Source organism: Paraniabella aurantiaca, assembly GCF_050309965.1.
Lineage (GTDB): Bacteria > Bacteroidota > Bacteroidia > Chitinophagales > Chitinophagaceae > Niabella.
The window spans coordinates 129,666-146,280 of the sequence record NZ_JBLOSY010000002.1; the positions used below are offsets into that span (position 1 = coordinate 129,666).

The 16,615-nt window shown below is 41.2% G+C and carries 12 protein-coding genes and 1 tRNA gene; 10 read left to right on the forward strand and 3 right to left on the reverse strand.

Going from position 1 to position 16,615, the window contains the following annotated elements:
• The first annotated feature begins 19 nt into the window (after positions 1–19).
• From ACLOAU_RS15410 to ACLOAU_RS15435, 6 genes are all read left to right on the forward strand, one after another.
• The gene (locus ACLOAU_RS15410; RefSeq protein WP_427862789.1) at positions 20–979 is read left to right on the forward strand and encodes an SPFH domain-containing protein; all 960 of its coding nucleotides are present in this window, start codon (positions 20–22) and stop codon (positions 977–979) included.
• A gap of 48 nt (positions 980–1,027) precedes the next feature.
• Positions 1,028–1,111 (forward strand) — tRNA-Leu (locus tag ACLOAU_RS15415).
• 854 nt (positions 1,112–1,965) lie between these two features.
• Positions 1,966–2,277, forward strand: coding sequence for a carboxymuconolactone decarboxylase family protein (locus ACLOAU_RS15420; protein ID WP_427862790.1), 312 nt, complete (start codon positions 1,966–1,968; stop codon positions 2,275–2,277).
• Positions 2,278–2,784: 507 nt separating this feature from the next.
• Entirely contained in the window at positions 2,785–3,489 is a 705-nt protein-coding gene (locus ACLOAU_RS15425; protein ID WP_427862791.1) for an SDR family oxidoreductase, read from the forward strand.
• Positions 3,490–3,695: 206 nt separating this feature from the next.
• Positions 3,696–4,511 (forward strand): class I SAM-dependent methyltransferase, encoded by an 816-nt coding sequence (locus tag ACLOAU_RS15430; protein WP_427862792.1) that lies wholly within the window; start codon positions 3,696–3,698, stop codon positions 4,509–4,511.
• Between the two features lie 670 nt (positions 4,512–5,181).
• A complete protein-coding gene (locus tag ACLOAU_RS15435; RefSeq protein WP_427862793.1) occupies positions 5,182–6,057 on the forward strand; it encodes a lysophospholipid acyltransferase family protein in 876 nt (291 codons plus the stop codon).
• A gap of 451 nt (positions 6,058–6,508) precedes the next feature.
• On the opposite strand, the gene ACLOAU_RS15440 is transcribed toward ACLOAU_RS15435, so the two are convergent.
• Complete coding sequence (locus ACLOAU_RS15440; protein WP_427862794.1) at positions 6,509–9,028, reverse strand: SdrD B-like domain-containing protein; 2,520 nt, start codon at positions 9,026–9,028, stop codon at positions 6,509–6,511.
• A 465-nt stretch (positions 9,029–9,493) separates the two neighbouring features.
• Positions 9,494–10,315 (reverse strand): universal stress protein, encoded by an 822-nt coding sequence (locus ACLOAU_RS15445; protein ID WP_427862795.1) that lies wholly within the window; start codon positions 10,313–10,315, stop codon positions 9,494–9,496.
• A gap of 513 nt (positions 10,316–10,828) precedes the next feature.
• On the opposite strand from ACLOAU_RS15445, the gene ACLOAU_RS15450 reads away from it, so the two are divergent.
• Both ACLOAU_RS15450 and ACLOAU_RS15455 read left to right on the forward strand, forming a co-directional pair.
• Entirely contained in the window at positions 10,829–11,236 is a 408-nt protein-coding gene (locus tag ACLOAU_RS15450; RefSeq protein ID WP_427862796.1) for an Rrf2 family transcriptional regulator, read from the forward strand.
• A 66-nt stretch (positions 11,237–11,302) separates the two neighbouring features.
• A complete protein-coding gene (locus ACLOAU_RS15455; protein WP_427862797.1) occupies positions 11,303–11,953 on the forward strand; it encodes an NAD(P)-dependent oxidoreductase in 651 nt (216 codons plus the stop codon).
• Between the two features lie 832 nt (positions 11,954–12,785).
• Here the strand turns inward: ACLOAU_RS15455 and ACLOAU_RS15460 are convergent.
• Positions 12,786–13,664, reverse strand: a complete 879-nt coding sequence (locus ACLOAU_RS15460; RefSeq protein WP_427862798.1) for a helix-turn-helix domain-containing protein — start codon at positions 13,662–13,664, stop codon at positions 12,786–12,788.
• Between the two features lie 515 nt (positions 13,665–14,179).
• Here ACLOAU_RS15460 and ACLOAU_RS15465 point away from each other — a divergent pair.
• Positions 14,180–15,835, forward strand: a complete 1,656-nt coding sequence (locus ACLOAU_RS15465) for an alpha-L-fucosidase (protein ID WP_427862799.1) — start codon at positions 14,180–14,182, stop codon at positions 15,833–15,835.
• Positions 15,836–15,921: 86 nt separating this feature from the next.
• On the forward strand, positions 15,922–16,257 hold the full coding sequence (locus ACLOAU_RS15470; RefSeq protein WP_427862800.1) for an L-rhamnose mutarotase: 336 nt from the start codon (positions 15,922–15,924) through the stop codon (positions 16,255–16,257).
• Positions 16,258–16,615: the final 358 nt, after the last annotated feature.

A 16,615-nucleotide genomic window follows, 5' to 3' on the forward strand; every position in this document is an offset into this window, starting at 1 on the left:
TTATAAAAAATAAAACACTATGGAATTTTTAAGTTACTGGTGGGTGGTGGTACTGCTCATCATTGTATTTAGCGGCCTGTTTACTATTAACCAGGGTTATATAGGTGTTATTACCATGTTTGGAAAATACCAGCGTATAGCCCGGCCGGGTTTGCGTTTTAAAATTCCCTTGATAGAGCAGCTTTTTAAAAGAGTATCTACTCAAAACCGGTCTGTAGAACTGGAGTTTCAGGCAGTAACGCAAGACCAGGCCAACGTGTATTTTAAAGCAATGCTGTTATACGCCGTGCAAAATGCGGATGAAGAAACCATAAAAAAGGTAGCATTTAAGTTTATCAGCGACCGTGATCTGATGCAGGCACTGATCAAAACCATCGAAGGTAATGTGCGTTCATTTGTAGCTACAAAAAAACAAGCGGAAGTATTAGGCTTGCGCCGTGAGATCGTTCAATACGTAAAGGTGGAAATTGATCAAACACTGGAAGAGTGGGGGTTTCATTTGCAGGATCTGCAGATCAATGATATCACTTTTGATAAAATGATTCTGGATTCTATGAGTAAAGTGGTGGCCAGTAATAACCTGAAAGCTGCTGCTGAAAATGAAGGTCAGGCATTATTGATAACCAAAACTAAGTCGGCTGAAGCGGAAGGTAATGCCATTAAGATCAGTGCGGAAGCAGAACGTGAAGCGGCCAGGTTGCGCGGACAGGGTATTGCCTTGTTTAGGGAGGAGGTAGCTAAAGGTATGTCATCGGCGGCTGAAGAGTTAAGACAGGCCAACCTGGATACCAATTTTATTTTATTCAGTATGTGGACAGAAGCGATCAAAAATTTTGCAGAATTTGGTAAAGGCAATGTGATCTTCCTGGATGGAAGTACGGAAGGAATGGAAAAGACGATGAAACAGTTTCAGGGATTAATGTTAAGACAGGCGGGAACAAGCGATGATTTTGACAGACCAAAAAATCAGGGTGTTTAAAGCTGTTTGTATTTAATTTTTCATTAGCTTTGCCACCCCAAAACGGCTGCCCGGGTGGCGAAATTGGTAGACGCACCGTCTTCAGGTGGCGGCGTTCGAAAGGATGTGCTGGTTCGAATCCAGTCCCGGGCACAAAAAGAGATTGTATACAATTGTTTACAATCTCTTTTTCTTTTTAGTTAGTCTATTTTAGTCAGTTTTTACGTTTGTTCCCGCCTTTTCTGACTGATAAATAAGCAACAAAATGACTGAGGTATCAAGTTTGCTCAAATGCAGTGCCGGCCGCTTTCAGCCACTTTCTACATCGGTTTTCATATTTGTATCTTTTGGGCCCGGGACTGGATTCATACTGGTACCATCAGATTCTATGGACATTTAAGAAAGGTTGCTATTATTCGATCCGGCATTAACAGATTATTTTAATTGTTTGTGTAACCAAGAGTTCAAGCAGGTACAATCCTCGATGCATGATTTTGCCACCTTCGAAATTATGCAGCTATGTTATTTTCTGGATAATCCTGTTGATAATATAATGTGCAAGGCGAATTATTCTACTTACATCGAGGAATTTGTTGAGGCTGACTAAAATTTTTATCTACTCCCCGCTCAAATCAGGAGGCTGGTCAGGCTTTTTATTTTTAATTATATACTGGCTTAAGATGGGCTGATGTTTCTATTTTATCATGGATGATATCAAAGGTAATTCAGCTACCACAAGGCTCATGCAAGCTAAAACCGGTAAGCGGTAGTTTTAACAATGCACGCAATTACTCAATTGTGAATATAAGATTCTCAAAGGGCTTGATGAAGAGATGAAATATTAGTATCAGAAATTACCGGGCACAGATGAAAGTTGGAGTGATCAGAATGGTTTTTAAAACATATAAGAAAATTATGACCGGAATCATGCCCGCTAAATAACAAAATCATCTACAGATCAGGTACGAAGGTCTATTTTTATGGTTAGGAACTTAAAACAGGAAATTATGGAAAGTAATCCAATGGATTTATTTATGAAAGAAGCTCCGGATGTAGCCAGAGCTTTTGATGGGCTTATACAATCACTGATCGCATCCAATGGCCTTGATGAAAAGACAAAGCAGCTCATCTATATAGCAATGAAAACGGCTATGGGTGATGATATGGCAGTAAAATTCCATGCTCCGATGGCTAAACAATTGGGGGCAACTAAACCGGAGATTGTCGATGCAGTTCTGCTAAGCCTGACGGTTTCTGGAATCAGCGGCGTAATGGCGTCTTTGCCTGCCGTTGTAAAGCTTTTTGAAAATCATGAATGATAAAAGACAAATTGAAGTGCCTGCAGATAAGATACAGTTGGCAAAGTTGATTTTGTTTTCATGTTGTATGTTTCAATTGCAAACGAAGAAATCTATCTGACGCAATTATGTACCGCAACTTGCTGTACCGCCGGAAATTCGGATATACTCAATTCGGGAACAACCGGCCGCTGATAGCGGATCCCGCATATGGGGCGGGTTTATATGGAGTGTCATAAAAGACTGAATCTACAATAGCCGACCTTTTATCAGGTCAACTACCTGCTTGAGCTTCATACCGGTTACCCAAGATTGATAGGGTAAAAAGAGAACTGCTGCCAACTATAATGATTGAGATACCACTATTGTTGTTTTAACCTGCAATGTTGTATAATAGATGTATCTGCTGAAAAGTCTCAAACGGTATGCTATCGGTTAATATCTACCATAAATTATTTCTTACCCTGAAGTAATCACTATCTTTATTATTTTATAGTAGCTAAAAGATAAGTTTTAAATCATCTTGATATGACTAATATAGAAAACAAAGTAGCCTACATTACAGGCGGGACAAAAGGGATCGGTTTTGGAATTGCGAAGGTGTTATTGGAAAATGGTATTAAAGTCGCCATTTCTGGCAGAAATATTGAGGCTGTTGAAAAAGCAAAACTAGATTTGAAAAACCCCAATGTACTGGCATTGAAATCTGATGTCAGGAATTTTGATGATGAAGTAAAGGCAGTTGAGAAAATAGTAGAAACGTACGGGAAGCTAGATATTGTCATTGCCAATGCGGGCTTAGGAAAATTTGCTGCAGTTGACGAATTGACTTTGGAAGATTGGAATGCAATGATAGATACTAACTTAACAGGTGTATTTCACACATTAAAAGCAACCGTTGACCAGCTGAAACAGAATAAGGGTTACTATATTTCAATTGCATCGTTAGCAGGAACAAATTTCTTTGCACAGGCCGCAGGATATAACGCCTCAAAATTCGGGGTTGTTGGTTTTACACAAGCCGCAATGTTAGATCTGCGCAACTACGATATCAAATGTACAACCATTATGCCAGGTTCAGTTACTTCTCAGTTTAATGACCATATTCCAAGTGAGGCAGATGAATGGAAAATTCAGCCGTCAGATTTGGGACAAATCGTAGTTGATTTGCTAAAAATGAACCCCAACGTTTTACCAAGCAAAATAGAGGTACGCCCCACTAAAACGAAGTAGCTATATGAACTAAGGTTCAGCACAGAGATCCGCCAGCTTAGCTCTCCGGATCTCGGATAAGCCATTAAAGCAGATTACTTTTGCATGTACAGATGATATAGACCGTTTACAGATTAGTGAAGAGATCACGAGATATCAGATAAATGATTGCTATTACACCGGGTGGTTAACAGTTGTCATTGATCTTCCATATAAAATGAATATTTATGAACGACACTTCAACCGACGGTTTTCCTTCTTTAAACAAGAATACTGCTGCCCATTATGATCAATTTTTCGGTCCCCTGTATTTTGAGCCATATGCTATTGAAGTAGCCAAACGTATTGCTGCCCATCCTGCTTTTATTGCTCTTGAACTGGCGTCAGGAACAGGTCGCGTTACACGACATATTCGGGAGCATATAACGCCTTCGGCAAGATTGATTGCATCAGATATTGATGAAGATATGCTCACAGTAGCCCAACAACAGCTAAACCACCTTAACATTGACTGGCAAAAGATAAATGCAGAGCAACTTCCTTTCGGGGAGCAGAGTATAGATATGATCGTTTGTTGTTTTGGGTACATGTTCGTTCCCAATAAACAACAGGCATTTGCAGAAGCCTTTCGTGTTCTAAAACCAGGCGGTCTGTTAATATTCACTACCTGGGATCAACTGGAGCATAATGGTGCATCCTATACCGCCAGGTGTCTGGCGGAGCAATATCTTGGGGAGCCATTGCCCGGATCATATGATTTGGCGACTTCGATGAGTGAGGAGCGTGCAATAACTGCTGGTTTGAAAAATGCAGGATTTGGAGAAGTGGTCATTGAAAAAGTGAGCCTTTCAGCCGTCTGCGCAACAGCAGGAGAGGCAGCGCATGGCTTTGTGCAGGGAGCTGTTTTCGAAGCATTCAGGAAGCGTTACCCGGACAGGGTAGAGGAGGCTCAACTTTCATTGAGCCGGGAGCTTGCTCAAAAATTTGGGGCCAGCCCTATGATTGCGCCCATGAGGGCTTTGATCAGCCAGGCATGGAAATGAACTATGTCCATACACAATAGTTCCTGGTACCATTTCTGAGTTATATTGAATTATTTGTCCTTATCCTTTTCAACCGTGCTATATCAGGCAAGGTTATGTTTTACTTTTCAAGCGGCTTTTTCTTTTGCCCGTCTTCACGCTTGTTCGTTTCTAAAAAAATATCCCCTTAAGGAACCAGCTTTTTCAGCCTTGCCATTCGTGGTTTCATCAGACCGTATATTGATTTCATTGTGGATGGAGGGCCTCAACGCCTTAATTAATGCGCTTCTTAAGATTTTTATATAGTAGCCTAAAAGCAAAAGGATCTTTTTGTATGACTGTTATAGGGGTTAACGTAGACTTAGTTGTAATAATATCAGGGTATTGATTTTATTACAAAAAGAGAAATATGACGGTGGTCCTTCCCAGTATTGATAAGAGCATCATACCTGAATTGGAAAATGTTTCTGAGGCTGACTTGTTATTGCGGTCTTATAGTAACTTTTTGGACAAGCCAGGCGCGTGCAATTAATATTGTGACACACAAACTGCCAGGCATAACTATAAATGTTTCTGAGGATACATTACCATGAGTTTGAGGTTGACAAAAAGTATTAGGCAAAACAGAACTTGTAATAGTTGGTAAAACATTTACCAGGCTTTACCACATTGATATTGGATGTTTACATTTATGAGAATAAGGCAGTCCCTTAGATCCGTTATTTACAGATTTGTTTATGGTACTTTATACGTTGCAAGTTTACTTCCTGTAACCTGGATCTATCGGGTCGGAACGCTGGCATTTTTTCTTATTTATTACATTGTGAGGTATAGGCGGGAGGTAGTGTTGCAGAATATTGCGCGTTCATTTCCCTATAAGCGGTATGAAGAAATCAGTATTATTACAAAGAAGTTTTATCGCGGCTTTATTTCCCATTTTGCCGATATTATAAAAGCTATATCTGTTTCTCCCGAAATATTAGATAAGAAAATTGAATTCGCCGGTTTCGAACAATTAGATAACTTCATTGAATCGGGTCAAAACGTCATCGCCTGCCTGGGGCATTGTGGTAATTGGGAAATGTTACATTTCATGGCCCACAAAATCAATCACGAGATTTACGCAGTTTACAAGCCACTTAGTTCGGATGTAATGAACAGGTTGATGGTAAAGTTTCGCACCCGGTTTGGTATGAAGGTAATTACTGATAAATCAGTTGTGCGCCATATTATTTCCAAGGCTTCACCTCGGGCAGTGTATCTTTTTCTTGCTGATCAATGTCCGCCGGTCAATGAAGAAAACTTCCGGTTTCACTTTTTAAACCAGGATACGCACTTTTTTTCAGGGATGGAAAAATTAGCATGCAAAAGCAATTCAGTTGTAGTTTACCTGCATATTAAACAACTATCAAAAGGAAGATACAGGGTAACCTGTAAACCGGTAAGTTCCCATGTTGAATCCGAATCAGAGGGGCAAATAACACGAAAGTATGTTGACTTGTTAGAAGAAAATATTAAAGAAGAACCTGGCGGCTGGCTTTGGACACATAAAAGATGGAAAAGATAAATTATGGATTATTTATTACCTGCTCTCGGAATCATCTTGATCATAGGGAGTATTATTCTAATAACCGGGGCAATATTTCTATTTACTTTTCTCAAAGCAAGCTTTGATAGAGAAATGATCTTGACGGACGCAGATGATGATTGATTTTCGTTCAAACAAGAGCCTGCCTTGATCTCTGAAAATAATAATTTACTTAAGCAAGTTTTGGCAGGGCGCCAATATATATAGTATAAGCTGCTATTCTAGCGACACCATTTAAGGGAGTGATCTGATTTTGGTTTATTGAAATCCTCTTATTCAGTTAACTGACTTAAATGCGTAAACTTAGTTTAATCCACACACCCAGATACAAAAATGCATACAGCAATAGTAAAAGTTGCCGTATGCATTAACTGTATTTATTCAAATTGTCGGGCTGTCAGGTGGTTCTTGTTTAATCACACGCACTATTCTAGTGCGCTATAACCTTTATTACCTTCGAGTAAGATTTTGAACCATCCTTGTCCACCTGCACAATACGAACGAACCATTCCTGGCCGTCGATGTTGGCTATATCGCTATTTGTTTTTGAGCAGGAATAAATGCCTATGGTCAAACTACAAGTGAGAAGTGTTACAGACAGATCCTTCCTTCTGCGATGTCCAATGCCTAACATCATTAGCACGATAGAAGTGCCAAAGGCAACCTGGTTCAATGCTCGGCTGAAATGATACTGGATAGGTTCATCAGAATTGCCATTTTCACTTTTGCTTTTCACAGAACCAATATTTATGAAATCAATACCATTTTTGGATACTTCTATATTATAAAGACTGTTGTTAATTTCTTTTACTGACTGCCAGGAAATATTTAGAACACCGTCCGAAAAGCTTGCTTGGATAGTGCCGAATACTACAGGTAATGCCTGAGAAAAATTAATGACAATGTCGGCTTCCGGGCTGGGAGCTCCGGCTGCGTCTACCGTCTTGTATTTGAATGTGGTTTTTGTTACATTGCCTGCGGGCGTTCTCGGCGTAAGTACCAGCAAGGTAGGATCGTAGCTTTCGATCACATAGCCTCCCGCAGTCATATCTGCTATTGTAATAATATGGCCATTATAAGCGAGCTCAAAGCCATTGGAATCGCCATTGTCATCTGAAGGTAGGCTGGTAATTATTAACTTCCGGTTCGTCCAGCCGCCTTGTGTTGGACTATCATCCGGATCACTGCCCTGTAACACTAAACTTGTAAGTGGTATAGCTACATTTGGTGTAGGCGGGCCGGTTATCGGCGTAGTCGCATTATATGCTTCAGGACTTTTTTGTATTCCAAAATTAATATTAGCAATATCAATGGTGCTTACAGTAACAGGTGTGCTACCATCGTTCTGGCTGTTACCGGAGTCTGTGGAGCTTACATGTGCAAATGTATTATCGGGTAACGTAACTTTAATAATGTAGTTGCCCGGTGGAAGATTAGAAAAGCTATATACACCGCTGGCGTTAGTGGTGGTGGTAGCCACCTGTGTAATGCCATCACCCAGAAATGCCGTAACTGAAATGCCTTCCAGTACAGAGCCGTTCACGCCGTTGTTGGGACCATCGGGATCATTATAAACTGTACCTGAGATGGAACGATTGCAATCGTCTACTTTTTTGAACGTTAGCTCTGTAGATTGCTTGCCAAATAACAGCGGGTCTGAAGAGTTTTCTGCTGTGCCGTAATATGGATCGAGACCACCCACAACGGCCTGAAATTGTACTTTTTCGTTATTGGCGATGTTACCGGCATTAGCTACTTTTACGTCTACACTAAACGGAATGATTACAGCGTTGCCATTGTTGGCAATGGTGCCACCAATGGTAAGACCGCTCACCTGTAACCGGTTGTTGGAGCCTCCGCCGGCATTGGTTAGGTTAACAGTTGTATTGGAGCCCGGAAAAGTGTTGTCAAAAATAACTTTTAGTTCAGCAGCCGTTTTTACAAAAGAAAAACGATTATCTACCGGGAAGTCGAATGTGATACCGCTAAAGCCACCCGACGCTGTATTAGTGGCAGTAAACTGGAAATAGAAATTTGAAGGTGCGGAGCAGGAGGGAATATCTACAGTGCCGTTACCGTTATCTCCACCGGTAAGGGTAAGGCTAAGGCGATAAGAGCACTCGCATCCATCTGACTGTGAAGCTGCTGTTGAAGTGCCTATTACCTGTGGTTGGCCGGTGTTGGCACCACTAAGTGCTACGTAATAAAATGTATTTTGATTACCGGAAGCGGCACCATAGGCAAACATTCTTCCCCGCTCATCAAAAAAGAGAGAACCCATGGTGAAGGCAGCAGCAGCGCCCACCTTTACAATCTGCGGATTATTGCCGGTAATATTCTGAATTTCATAAAGACCACGCACGGCATCTGTACCGCTTACCGAAGATGGGTGGTACCATGCATAAGCTTTTCCATTTGTAGGATCAAATGCTATATCTCCCCAGATTCGGCTACCCGCAGCCATTGTGCAGGTGACACTGGTAGCTGTGAGGGTACTCCCAGCCGTAGGCCACTGTTTTAAATCAATTTTATAAAGTACGGGACTCGCCTGTGTACCTAGGATATACATAATACCGTTTTTATCTACCCCGGCATTGTTATAGTCAGCATTAGGAATGCTGGAGGTGGCAATAGTTTTCGACTCAATATTTCCGTTATAGTCAACTCTCAACAGGGTAAAGCTGCTTTGTGCCCAACGCTGCGTGTAAAGGTAACCGTTATAGAAAACAGTAGCATTAGTGTTATAATTGGCGATCGTGCGAACATCATTAACTGCAACAGTACTTATACCTGCAACTGTTACTTCGCTGATTCGGGTACCACTAATCTGTCTGGTGAAATACAGCCTTCCGTCACAGGGAAATAACTGAGCATTCGAATTGTAGGAAACTGTTAGAAAAACGCTGAACAGTATGCAGGCATACCATCTTTTTATTGAATTGAAACGCATGAAGTTTGATTGAGGCATTTTAGTTTAGATGTTTGTTTGTTTAAGGATTATAATCTTGGGCGAGATAAAATATAAGGGGTCTTTAAATCTTTAGTGCTTGATAGGCGTTAAATTAAACTGAGGCATTCTTTTGGGGTGTACATTGGCGTGATCACGAGAATATATCTGTACCTGGTAGCTCATATTGCTGGATCGCGAAGTTCAATATTGTACAGATTTTATGAATTGTAAGTTTTATAACATCTTTTAACTATCTCAAGGCTGTAGCAGGGGAGTGAAGACACAACCCTGTATAATGGCGATCATGATTTTAAAAAAAAAAATTGTACCTCGTCAATGATCGGGTTAAGTTGATGATATGTATAAATATTAGTTCACCTCTGTGACGGTTTGACCGATCTATAGCAGGCCTCAAGACACTTTAATCTACAGTGGTAATATTGGATACTTTCATTAAAAGACCCGCTATTGCTTATGTAGTATCATTACCGGCACCCTGGAATGAAGCACCATATTTTTAGTAATACTTTTATGGAAAACCCGTTCTACAAAAGTCCTTTCCTTAGGTATGACCATTAAAAGGTCGATGCCGTTGAGTTGTACAAATTGCTCCAGTCCCTCTTTTACTGTAATATGTTTAGCTACATGCATCTCCGGTGTCAGCGACTGTAACATATTTTGAATCGACCGGCTTGCCACAGCTATTTGCGCGGTTTCCTGTGCTTCAGGTTTAGCGACATGCAAGATATGCAGCCGGGCGTCAAAATGCTCCAGGAAGTCAATAATGCTTTTCGCCGGCAAGGTCTCAGAAACGTTCAGCATGTCGCAGGCAAGACCTACTTTTTGAATACCATTAAAAGTGCAATCGGGCGGAATAACAAGTAAGGGATACTTGAAATGGGTAGCTGCCATGAGGCTGAAACTGCCGAATAAAAAGGCTTCTGCGCCGTTGGACCCGCTCATACCCATAATCATTGCAAAGATATCCTGCCGGTGATTGAGTCGTTCGATCTCTGCCAGGAAACTATCCATGATAATCCGGTAACTGACTATGGCTTTACTGCTGCCTTCCAGCTTTACTTTAAGTTGTTTCATTAACTGATCCGTCTGCTGAAAGTCATCCTCATAACTCGAAGGAGGAAAAACAGCTTCACCGGCGCTCAATGGCAGGGGCAGGGCGTGAAGCAAAGTTATATGCATATCCAGCTGTTCCGCTAACCGGGCTGCATAGATGGCGGCGTTAACGGAGTTTTCTGAGAAGTCTGCAGGAACAATAATAGTCTTCATAAAATGGAACTTTGTTGAGGTTTTATAAAGGTATTTTCCGGGCGGAGGGTTATAGATGACTACAAACATGTTTCAGGATGATTTTGGTCTTCCCGGGTTAATTTTATTTTTTAAGCTTCTTAATTATCTGCATGTACTTTTACAAATTTTCGGTACAAAGGCGATCTTATAAAAAGGAAACCCGCCTACTCGAATCGATGCTTGCGGACATGGTTTAATAATGTTTACCTGCCTTCTTAATGTTATGTACTAGTGATCCTTCACTTATACCTTGCATTGACTCAGATGAAACCATAGCAGTATTAATGAGATTTTATACACGACTTTATTGCGTATAACCTTAAAAAGAAGAAGATTTTTTATTCACGCCGTTGCAGCGGGCATCTATACTGGTCGCAATTTGGAAGGCAGTGGATACTTGCAAAAACGCAAGCTCCTTTAAGTACCTGATAAAAAAGTTCGAAACATAAAACTAAGTGTGTAATTTTGTACTGTAATAAAAATATTTACAGTATGAGTAACGGAAGATTTGCTACAGCCTTACATATACTGACGCTCCTGGAGATTAAAAACGGCGAGCTTCTTGCCTCCGGTTATATCGCAGGCAGTATCAATGTCAATCCTGCTGTAGTGAGAAAAGAGATCCGTAATCTTCGGGAGTTGGGCTTTGTTGACAGTAAGGAAGGAAAAGGTGGCGGTTTCTCGCTGGGAAAACCAGCGTCGGCGATTACGCTGGGCGAGCTTTACAGGGCTGTGAACTACATACCATTACTGGGCAGGTCTAATAATCCTAATCCTGGTTGTCCCGTGGGCAGACAAATTAATACTCACCTCGAGAGTCTGTTCAAAACAGCAGATGAGATATTTCTGCAACAGCTTGGGCAGATCACGGTAAAAGATTTTGCCGCAAAGTTTACTTAACTTTTTTATCCAATACTGTAGTAGTTATTGCTACAGTGTTAGTTGTTAAAATATAATATAATAAAAATGAAAGTAGCATTAATTGGAGCCAGCGGCTTCGTAGGAACAGCAGTCTTAAAAGAGCTTCTGGACAGAGGCCATCAGGTAACAGCCATTTCACGTAACACTGAAAAGATACAACCGCACGCGCTGGTAACGGCAAAGGCAGTAAATGTACTGAAGGCCTCGGAAGTTACTGATGCCATAGAAGGGCATGATGTTGTCATAAGCGCTTATAACCCAGGCTGGAGCAATCCAAACCTTTATGATGAATTCTTAAAGGGTTCTGCTTCCATTCAGGAAGGCGTGAAAAAATCGGGCGTTAAACGGATTCTTATCGTTGGTGGTGCAGGAAGCCTCTTCGTAGCAGATGGTTTACAATTGGTAGATACACCGGATTTTCCGGCAGAATGGAAACCCGGCGCTTTGGCTGCAAGAGACTATCTGAACATCTTAAAAGACGAGCAGCAGCTTGATTGGACCTTTCTTAGCCCCGCTATAGAAATGCACCAGGGTACTTCAGGATTGAGAAAAGGAGTCTATAGAACCGGACTGGATCATCCGGTTTTTGATGAAGATAACAGGAGCATTATTTCAGTTGAAGATACAGCGGTAGCAATTGTGGACGAAATTGAAAATCACAAACATAGCCGTCAACGCTTTACTATTGCCTACTAAACTAAATTTCAGCATAAATTAAATTTGTAGATAATTTTTTTGATATTCCTTGGGGTGTCATGGTGATATTGACACCCCTTTTGTTGTTTTAGTTGTAAAAATTTTGCGCTGTTGTATGGCAAGCAATTGCTAAAGGGGGGAATGTAAGGATTGAAAAGAAAAGACTAAGAAATTTATTTCCAATATAAAGGCAAACCTGGGACTCGCTACGAAGCAATGGGCCGTCATGGAATAGCCCAACTGTAATTACAGGAGATAGGCGATGAATAAAAGATTGTTGAACGCTGACGCTAAATGAATTTCTTGTGGAAGGCGCTTTCCAAAATGTTTACTGACGAATAATAATAAACGAAGAGTTTTTTATTACTCTTGATCTGGTTGCAGATACCGCCTTCTTACTGTCAGTCGACGGAATTGCCTGCTTCAAATAGACACCTATAGCGGTCATGAAATATTTATAGCCTTTTAAAAGCCCTTTTTTACCAGGTAGTAACTGTCGTTTTGTTATTGTTCCTTTTAATATGCGTACCTCGCTGGCGTAGGAGCGTTGACTTTCCAATGTAACAGACAAAATATATACAACGAATGATTTTGAAAATCCTGTGCTGTTAAGGCTATTGGATCAATCTGTGGTATCCATATGGAGTTGCGCATGAAAGGCCTCAAAGTGAACATCAGGCAGATTTGATTTGGATACGATAATGTTTAAGAAGCAAACCTGGTGCGCATTCAGAGGATGAGTGTACCCTGTAATATAAGCCACTTGCGTTTTTGGGACGATACTATAGATGAGGTATTTTAACATTAGCAATATATCATAGTGTTTATTCGATCATTGAACAATTTGAGATTGTTTTTTATATTGACTGGGCGTCATACCGGTGATTTTAGCAAAGGTCTTTGAGAAATAGGACAACGAGTTAAACCCGATGAAATCACTAATCTCAGAATAAGACATGTTAGTGGTGGATAGAAAATGCTGAGCCCGCTCAATTCTTTTTTGATTGATATAGTTGATAGGCCTTATGCCGGTATACTCCTGGAACTGCCTGGAAAAATAGTCTACATTCTGATAAACGCGCTCAGCAAGAAGCGACACAGATAACTCTGAACTCAGGTGAGCCATAATATAATTAAGTGAGTCGACGATCTTAGACGGGATGTGTTGTTGCTCGTGGAAGGTGCTGGGACATTTAGATAAAAACCGGGAAACATATTGCATTAATATTCCCTGGGTCTCCATATAATCTTCCATATTTTGCCGGTTATTTAATTCCTGGTACTCCTGATAAAAAATTTCTTTTTCATAGACTTTCGGATTGTCTGACCGGTTAATTCCCCGATTGGGGTTGACTTCTAGTAAACGATTGAAGGATAATATATCCAGATCCGTGGCCTTTATTTTAATAAGTACCCTGCTGTTGGCAAACAAGGAGATACCCGTGGTAGATTCCTCAAAGAATTGAACAAAATATTGGCTTAAAAAGTTATCGCATCTCAGGTTACAAAGTGTAAAGCTGGGTATCATGTACAGATAGCCGGGTTCCAGGCAAACGCGGGAATGAGCATCGGAAATTTCTCCCTGGCCGCCATCAATATAATAGATCCTGTAGTAAGGGCTAATAACGTTCTGGTAATTCCATTTTGTTGATAAATGCACGTAATCTATATTAAGAAGGGAAAACGAATATTGTAACGTTCTTTTTATCATTGTTGCAACGGTTTAGTCACTACATAATTAATGTTTTTTTACTTCATTCAGAAAAAGTATCGGTTTTGTACCTAAAAAATCTTTAAAATAATTTTTGTATTGCGCAATTCACCGCTGGCTGCTGCGACTGGTATACAGCAGGTTTTCTCCTGTTGTTGCGGATAGAAGTAGTCCTGGGGAAATCATTTAAAGTGCGGTTACGGTATGATAAGAGGCTCTTGAGGTAAAAGTCGTTTTTGTATATTTTTTTGTCGCTTTTGTATAGCGGCGTACAGGGGGCCATCTTTAGCTTTGTATGGGTTATTTCTGCCATTATCTGGTTGTTTGAGGCCGGTTTGCTTAAAACGCTCCGGCCCCTTACAGTGGTGATAGTACGGTAGTATATCCACTTTTAAAAACTTGCACATATGATAAAAAAACGGTTCTTCAGCTGGTCACCTATTTCCAAACAGAAAGAGATGTCAATGCAAATCTTGCAAAATATAATGGCTACTAATAATCGTAATTAAAAAGTAATGAAAAGACGTACAATTATCAAGCAGATGGGTATGGCATTATCCGCTGCGGCAATTACAGATCTTAGCCGTGCTGCAGGTTTAACTTTCAGTGCTGTTGAAAGAGAGAAGATCATCAACGGGCCATTCAAACCAACCTGGGAATCGCTGCAAGCTTATAAGGTACCCGACTGGTTTCGTAATGCAAAATTCGGCATCTGGGCGCATTGGGGACCCCAATGCCAGCCTGAAGCTGGCGACTGGTATGCAAGGGAAATGTATGAAGAGGGAAGTTATAAATATAACTTTCATTTAAAGAAGTATGGACACCCTTCAAAGTTTGGATTCAAGGACGTGATCAATGAATGGAAGGCAGATAAATGGGATCCGGAAGAACTGGTAGCTCTCTACAAAAATGCAGGGGCCAAGTACTTTTTTGCCATGGCGAATCATCATGACAATCTTGATCTCTACCGTTCAAAATATCAGAAAAACTGGAACTCGCTCAAAGTAGGTCCCAAAAAAGATATTATAGGCGGCTGGGCAAAGGCCGCCAAAAATAACGGTTTGCCTTTCGGCTGTAGTGTGCACGCGGCACATGCCTGGCGATGGTTTGAAACAGCGCAGCGGCATGATAAAAAAGGCGAATATGCCGGCATCCCTTACGATGGAAATATAACGCGTAAAAATGGTAAAGGAAAATGGTGGGAAGGATTGGATCCGCAGGAGTTATATGCACAAAACCATCCGTTGAGCAAGGATAGCTGGGACAACGGTTCGATACACCGGCAATGGCATTGGGGCGAGGGCGTATATCCTCCTTCAAAAGAATATATCGAAAAATTCGTAAACAGAACGATAGACCTGATCAACAAATACGAGCCTGATTTATTATATTTCGACGATTCGCAGCTTCCCTTCTGGCCCATCAGCGATGCCGGACTGCGTATAGCAGCCCATCATTATAATAAAAGCATTAAGAAGCATGGTGAGCTCAGGGCAATTCTAAATGGAAAAATTCTGAATGAAGAGCAGCGCAAGGCCATGGTGTGGGACATCGAACGGGGACAGGCAAGCAACATAATGCCTTACGTATGGCAAACCGATACCTGCCTGGGCAGCTGGCACTATGAGCGGCTGGTTTATGAAAAAAACAGGTATAAAACGCCGGAAATGGTGATTCAGACCCTGGTAGATGTAGTAAGTAAGAATGGTAATTACCTGCTGAATGTCCCCGTGCGAGGCGACGGAAGTATAGATGAACTCGAAAGGAAAATTGTAGCAGATATTACAGCCTGGATGAAGGTAAACAGCGAGAGCATCTATGATACCCGTCCGTGGAATGTATATGGTGAAGGTCCTTCGACAGAAAACCAGGCCGCACTTATGGGGCAGGGTTTCAATGAAGGAAAGACCAGGTTTTCCTCAGTGGATATCCGGTTCAACAGTAAGCCACAGGCTTTGTATGCCACTATTATGAAATGGCCGGAGGAGCGCACTGTTTTGATCAGGAGCCTTGCAGCCGGATCTTCTTTATATCCAAAAGAGATTAACGGGGTGAGCTGGCTGGAATCGGGAGCCGATCTGAAATTTGAAAGAAGAACAGATGGGTTGTTGGTTACATTGCCCAATAACAGGCCGCAATTTACTTACGCCAACGTTTTAAAGATTGTGTAATTTCCGAACAGCAACGATATTCTAAAAGCTAGTCGCTGCAAAGGCGTTATACTGAGAAGGTCGTTAATATCAAAACTATCAGATAAATGAAAAAATATTGTCTGGCTCTTGACCTCAAGGATGACCCGGAGCTTATCGCCGAATATGAAAAATGGCATTTGCCCGAAAATAGCTGGCCGGAAGTACAGGAAAGTATCAAGAAATCAGGAATTGCATCTATGGAAATATACAGAACGGGTAATCGCCTGTTTATGATTATAGAAACTTCGGATGTTTTTGATCCTGTACAAAAAGCAGCGAATGATGCAACAAACCCGGATGTAAAAAAATGGGAAGGTTTGATGAGCCGGTTTCAGGCGCCCTTACCCTGGGCGGGAGATAATGAAAAGTGGGTGACCATGAAAAGGATATTTCAGCTTTAAAGTCATTGCATCGATTACTGTACTGCATCCTATATATTCCCCCATCTGATAAGTATCTATAACAATATGCATATCGTAAAAATTATAGCACTGACCGCTACACTATCAGGTGCGGCGGTGGTCTCATTGGCGCAGGATATGCCCATTAATAAGGTGCTATTCGAGCCGACGGTAGAGTCGCTTAAGGAATACCGCTATCCGCAATGGTTCCGCGTTGCTAAATTCCCCCGTTTACCATAAAAGCCAGCCAGAAAAAAGGTTACTTCGGCGGATTAAGTAATGAAGGCAATTTTGAAGCTACTGACGTGCGTTTTACGATGAACGGTAATAAGCTTTATGCTTTTATTACATCCGAATC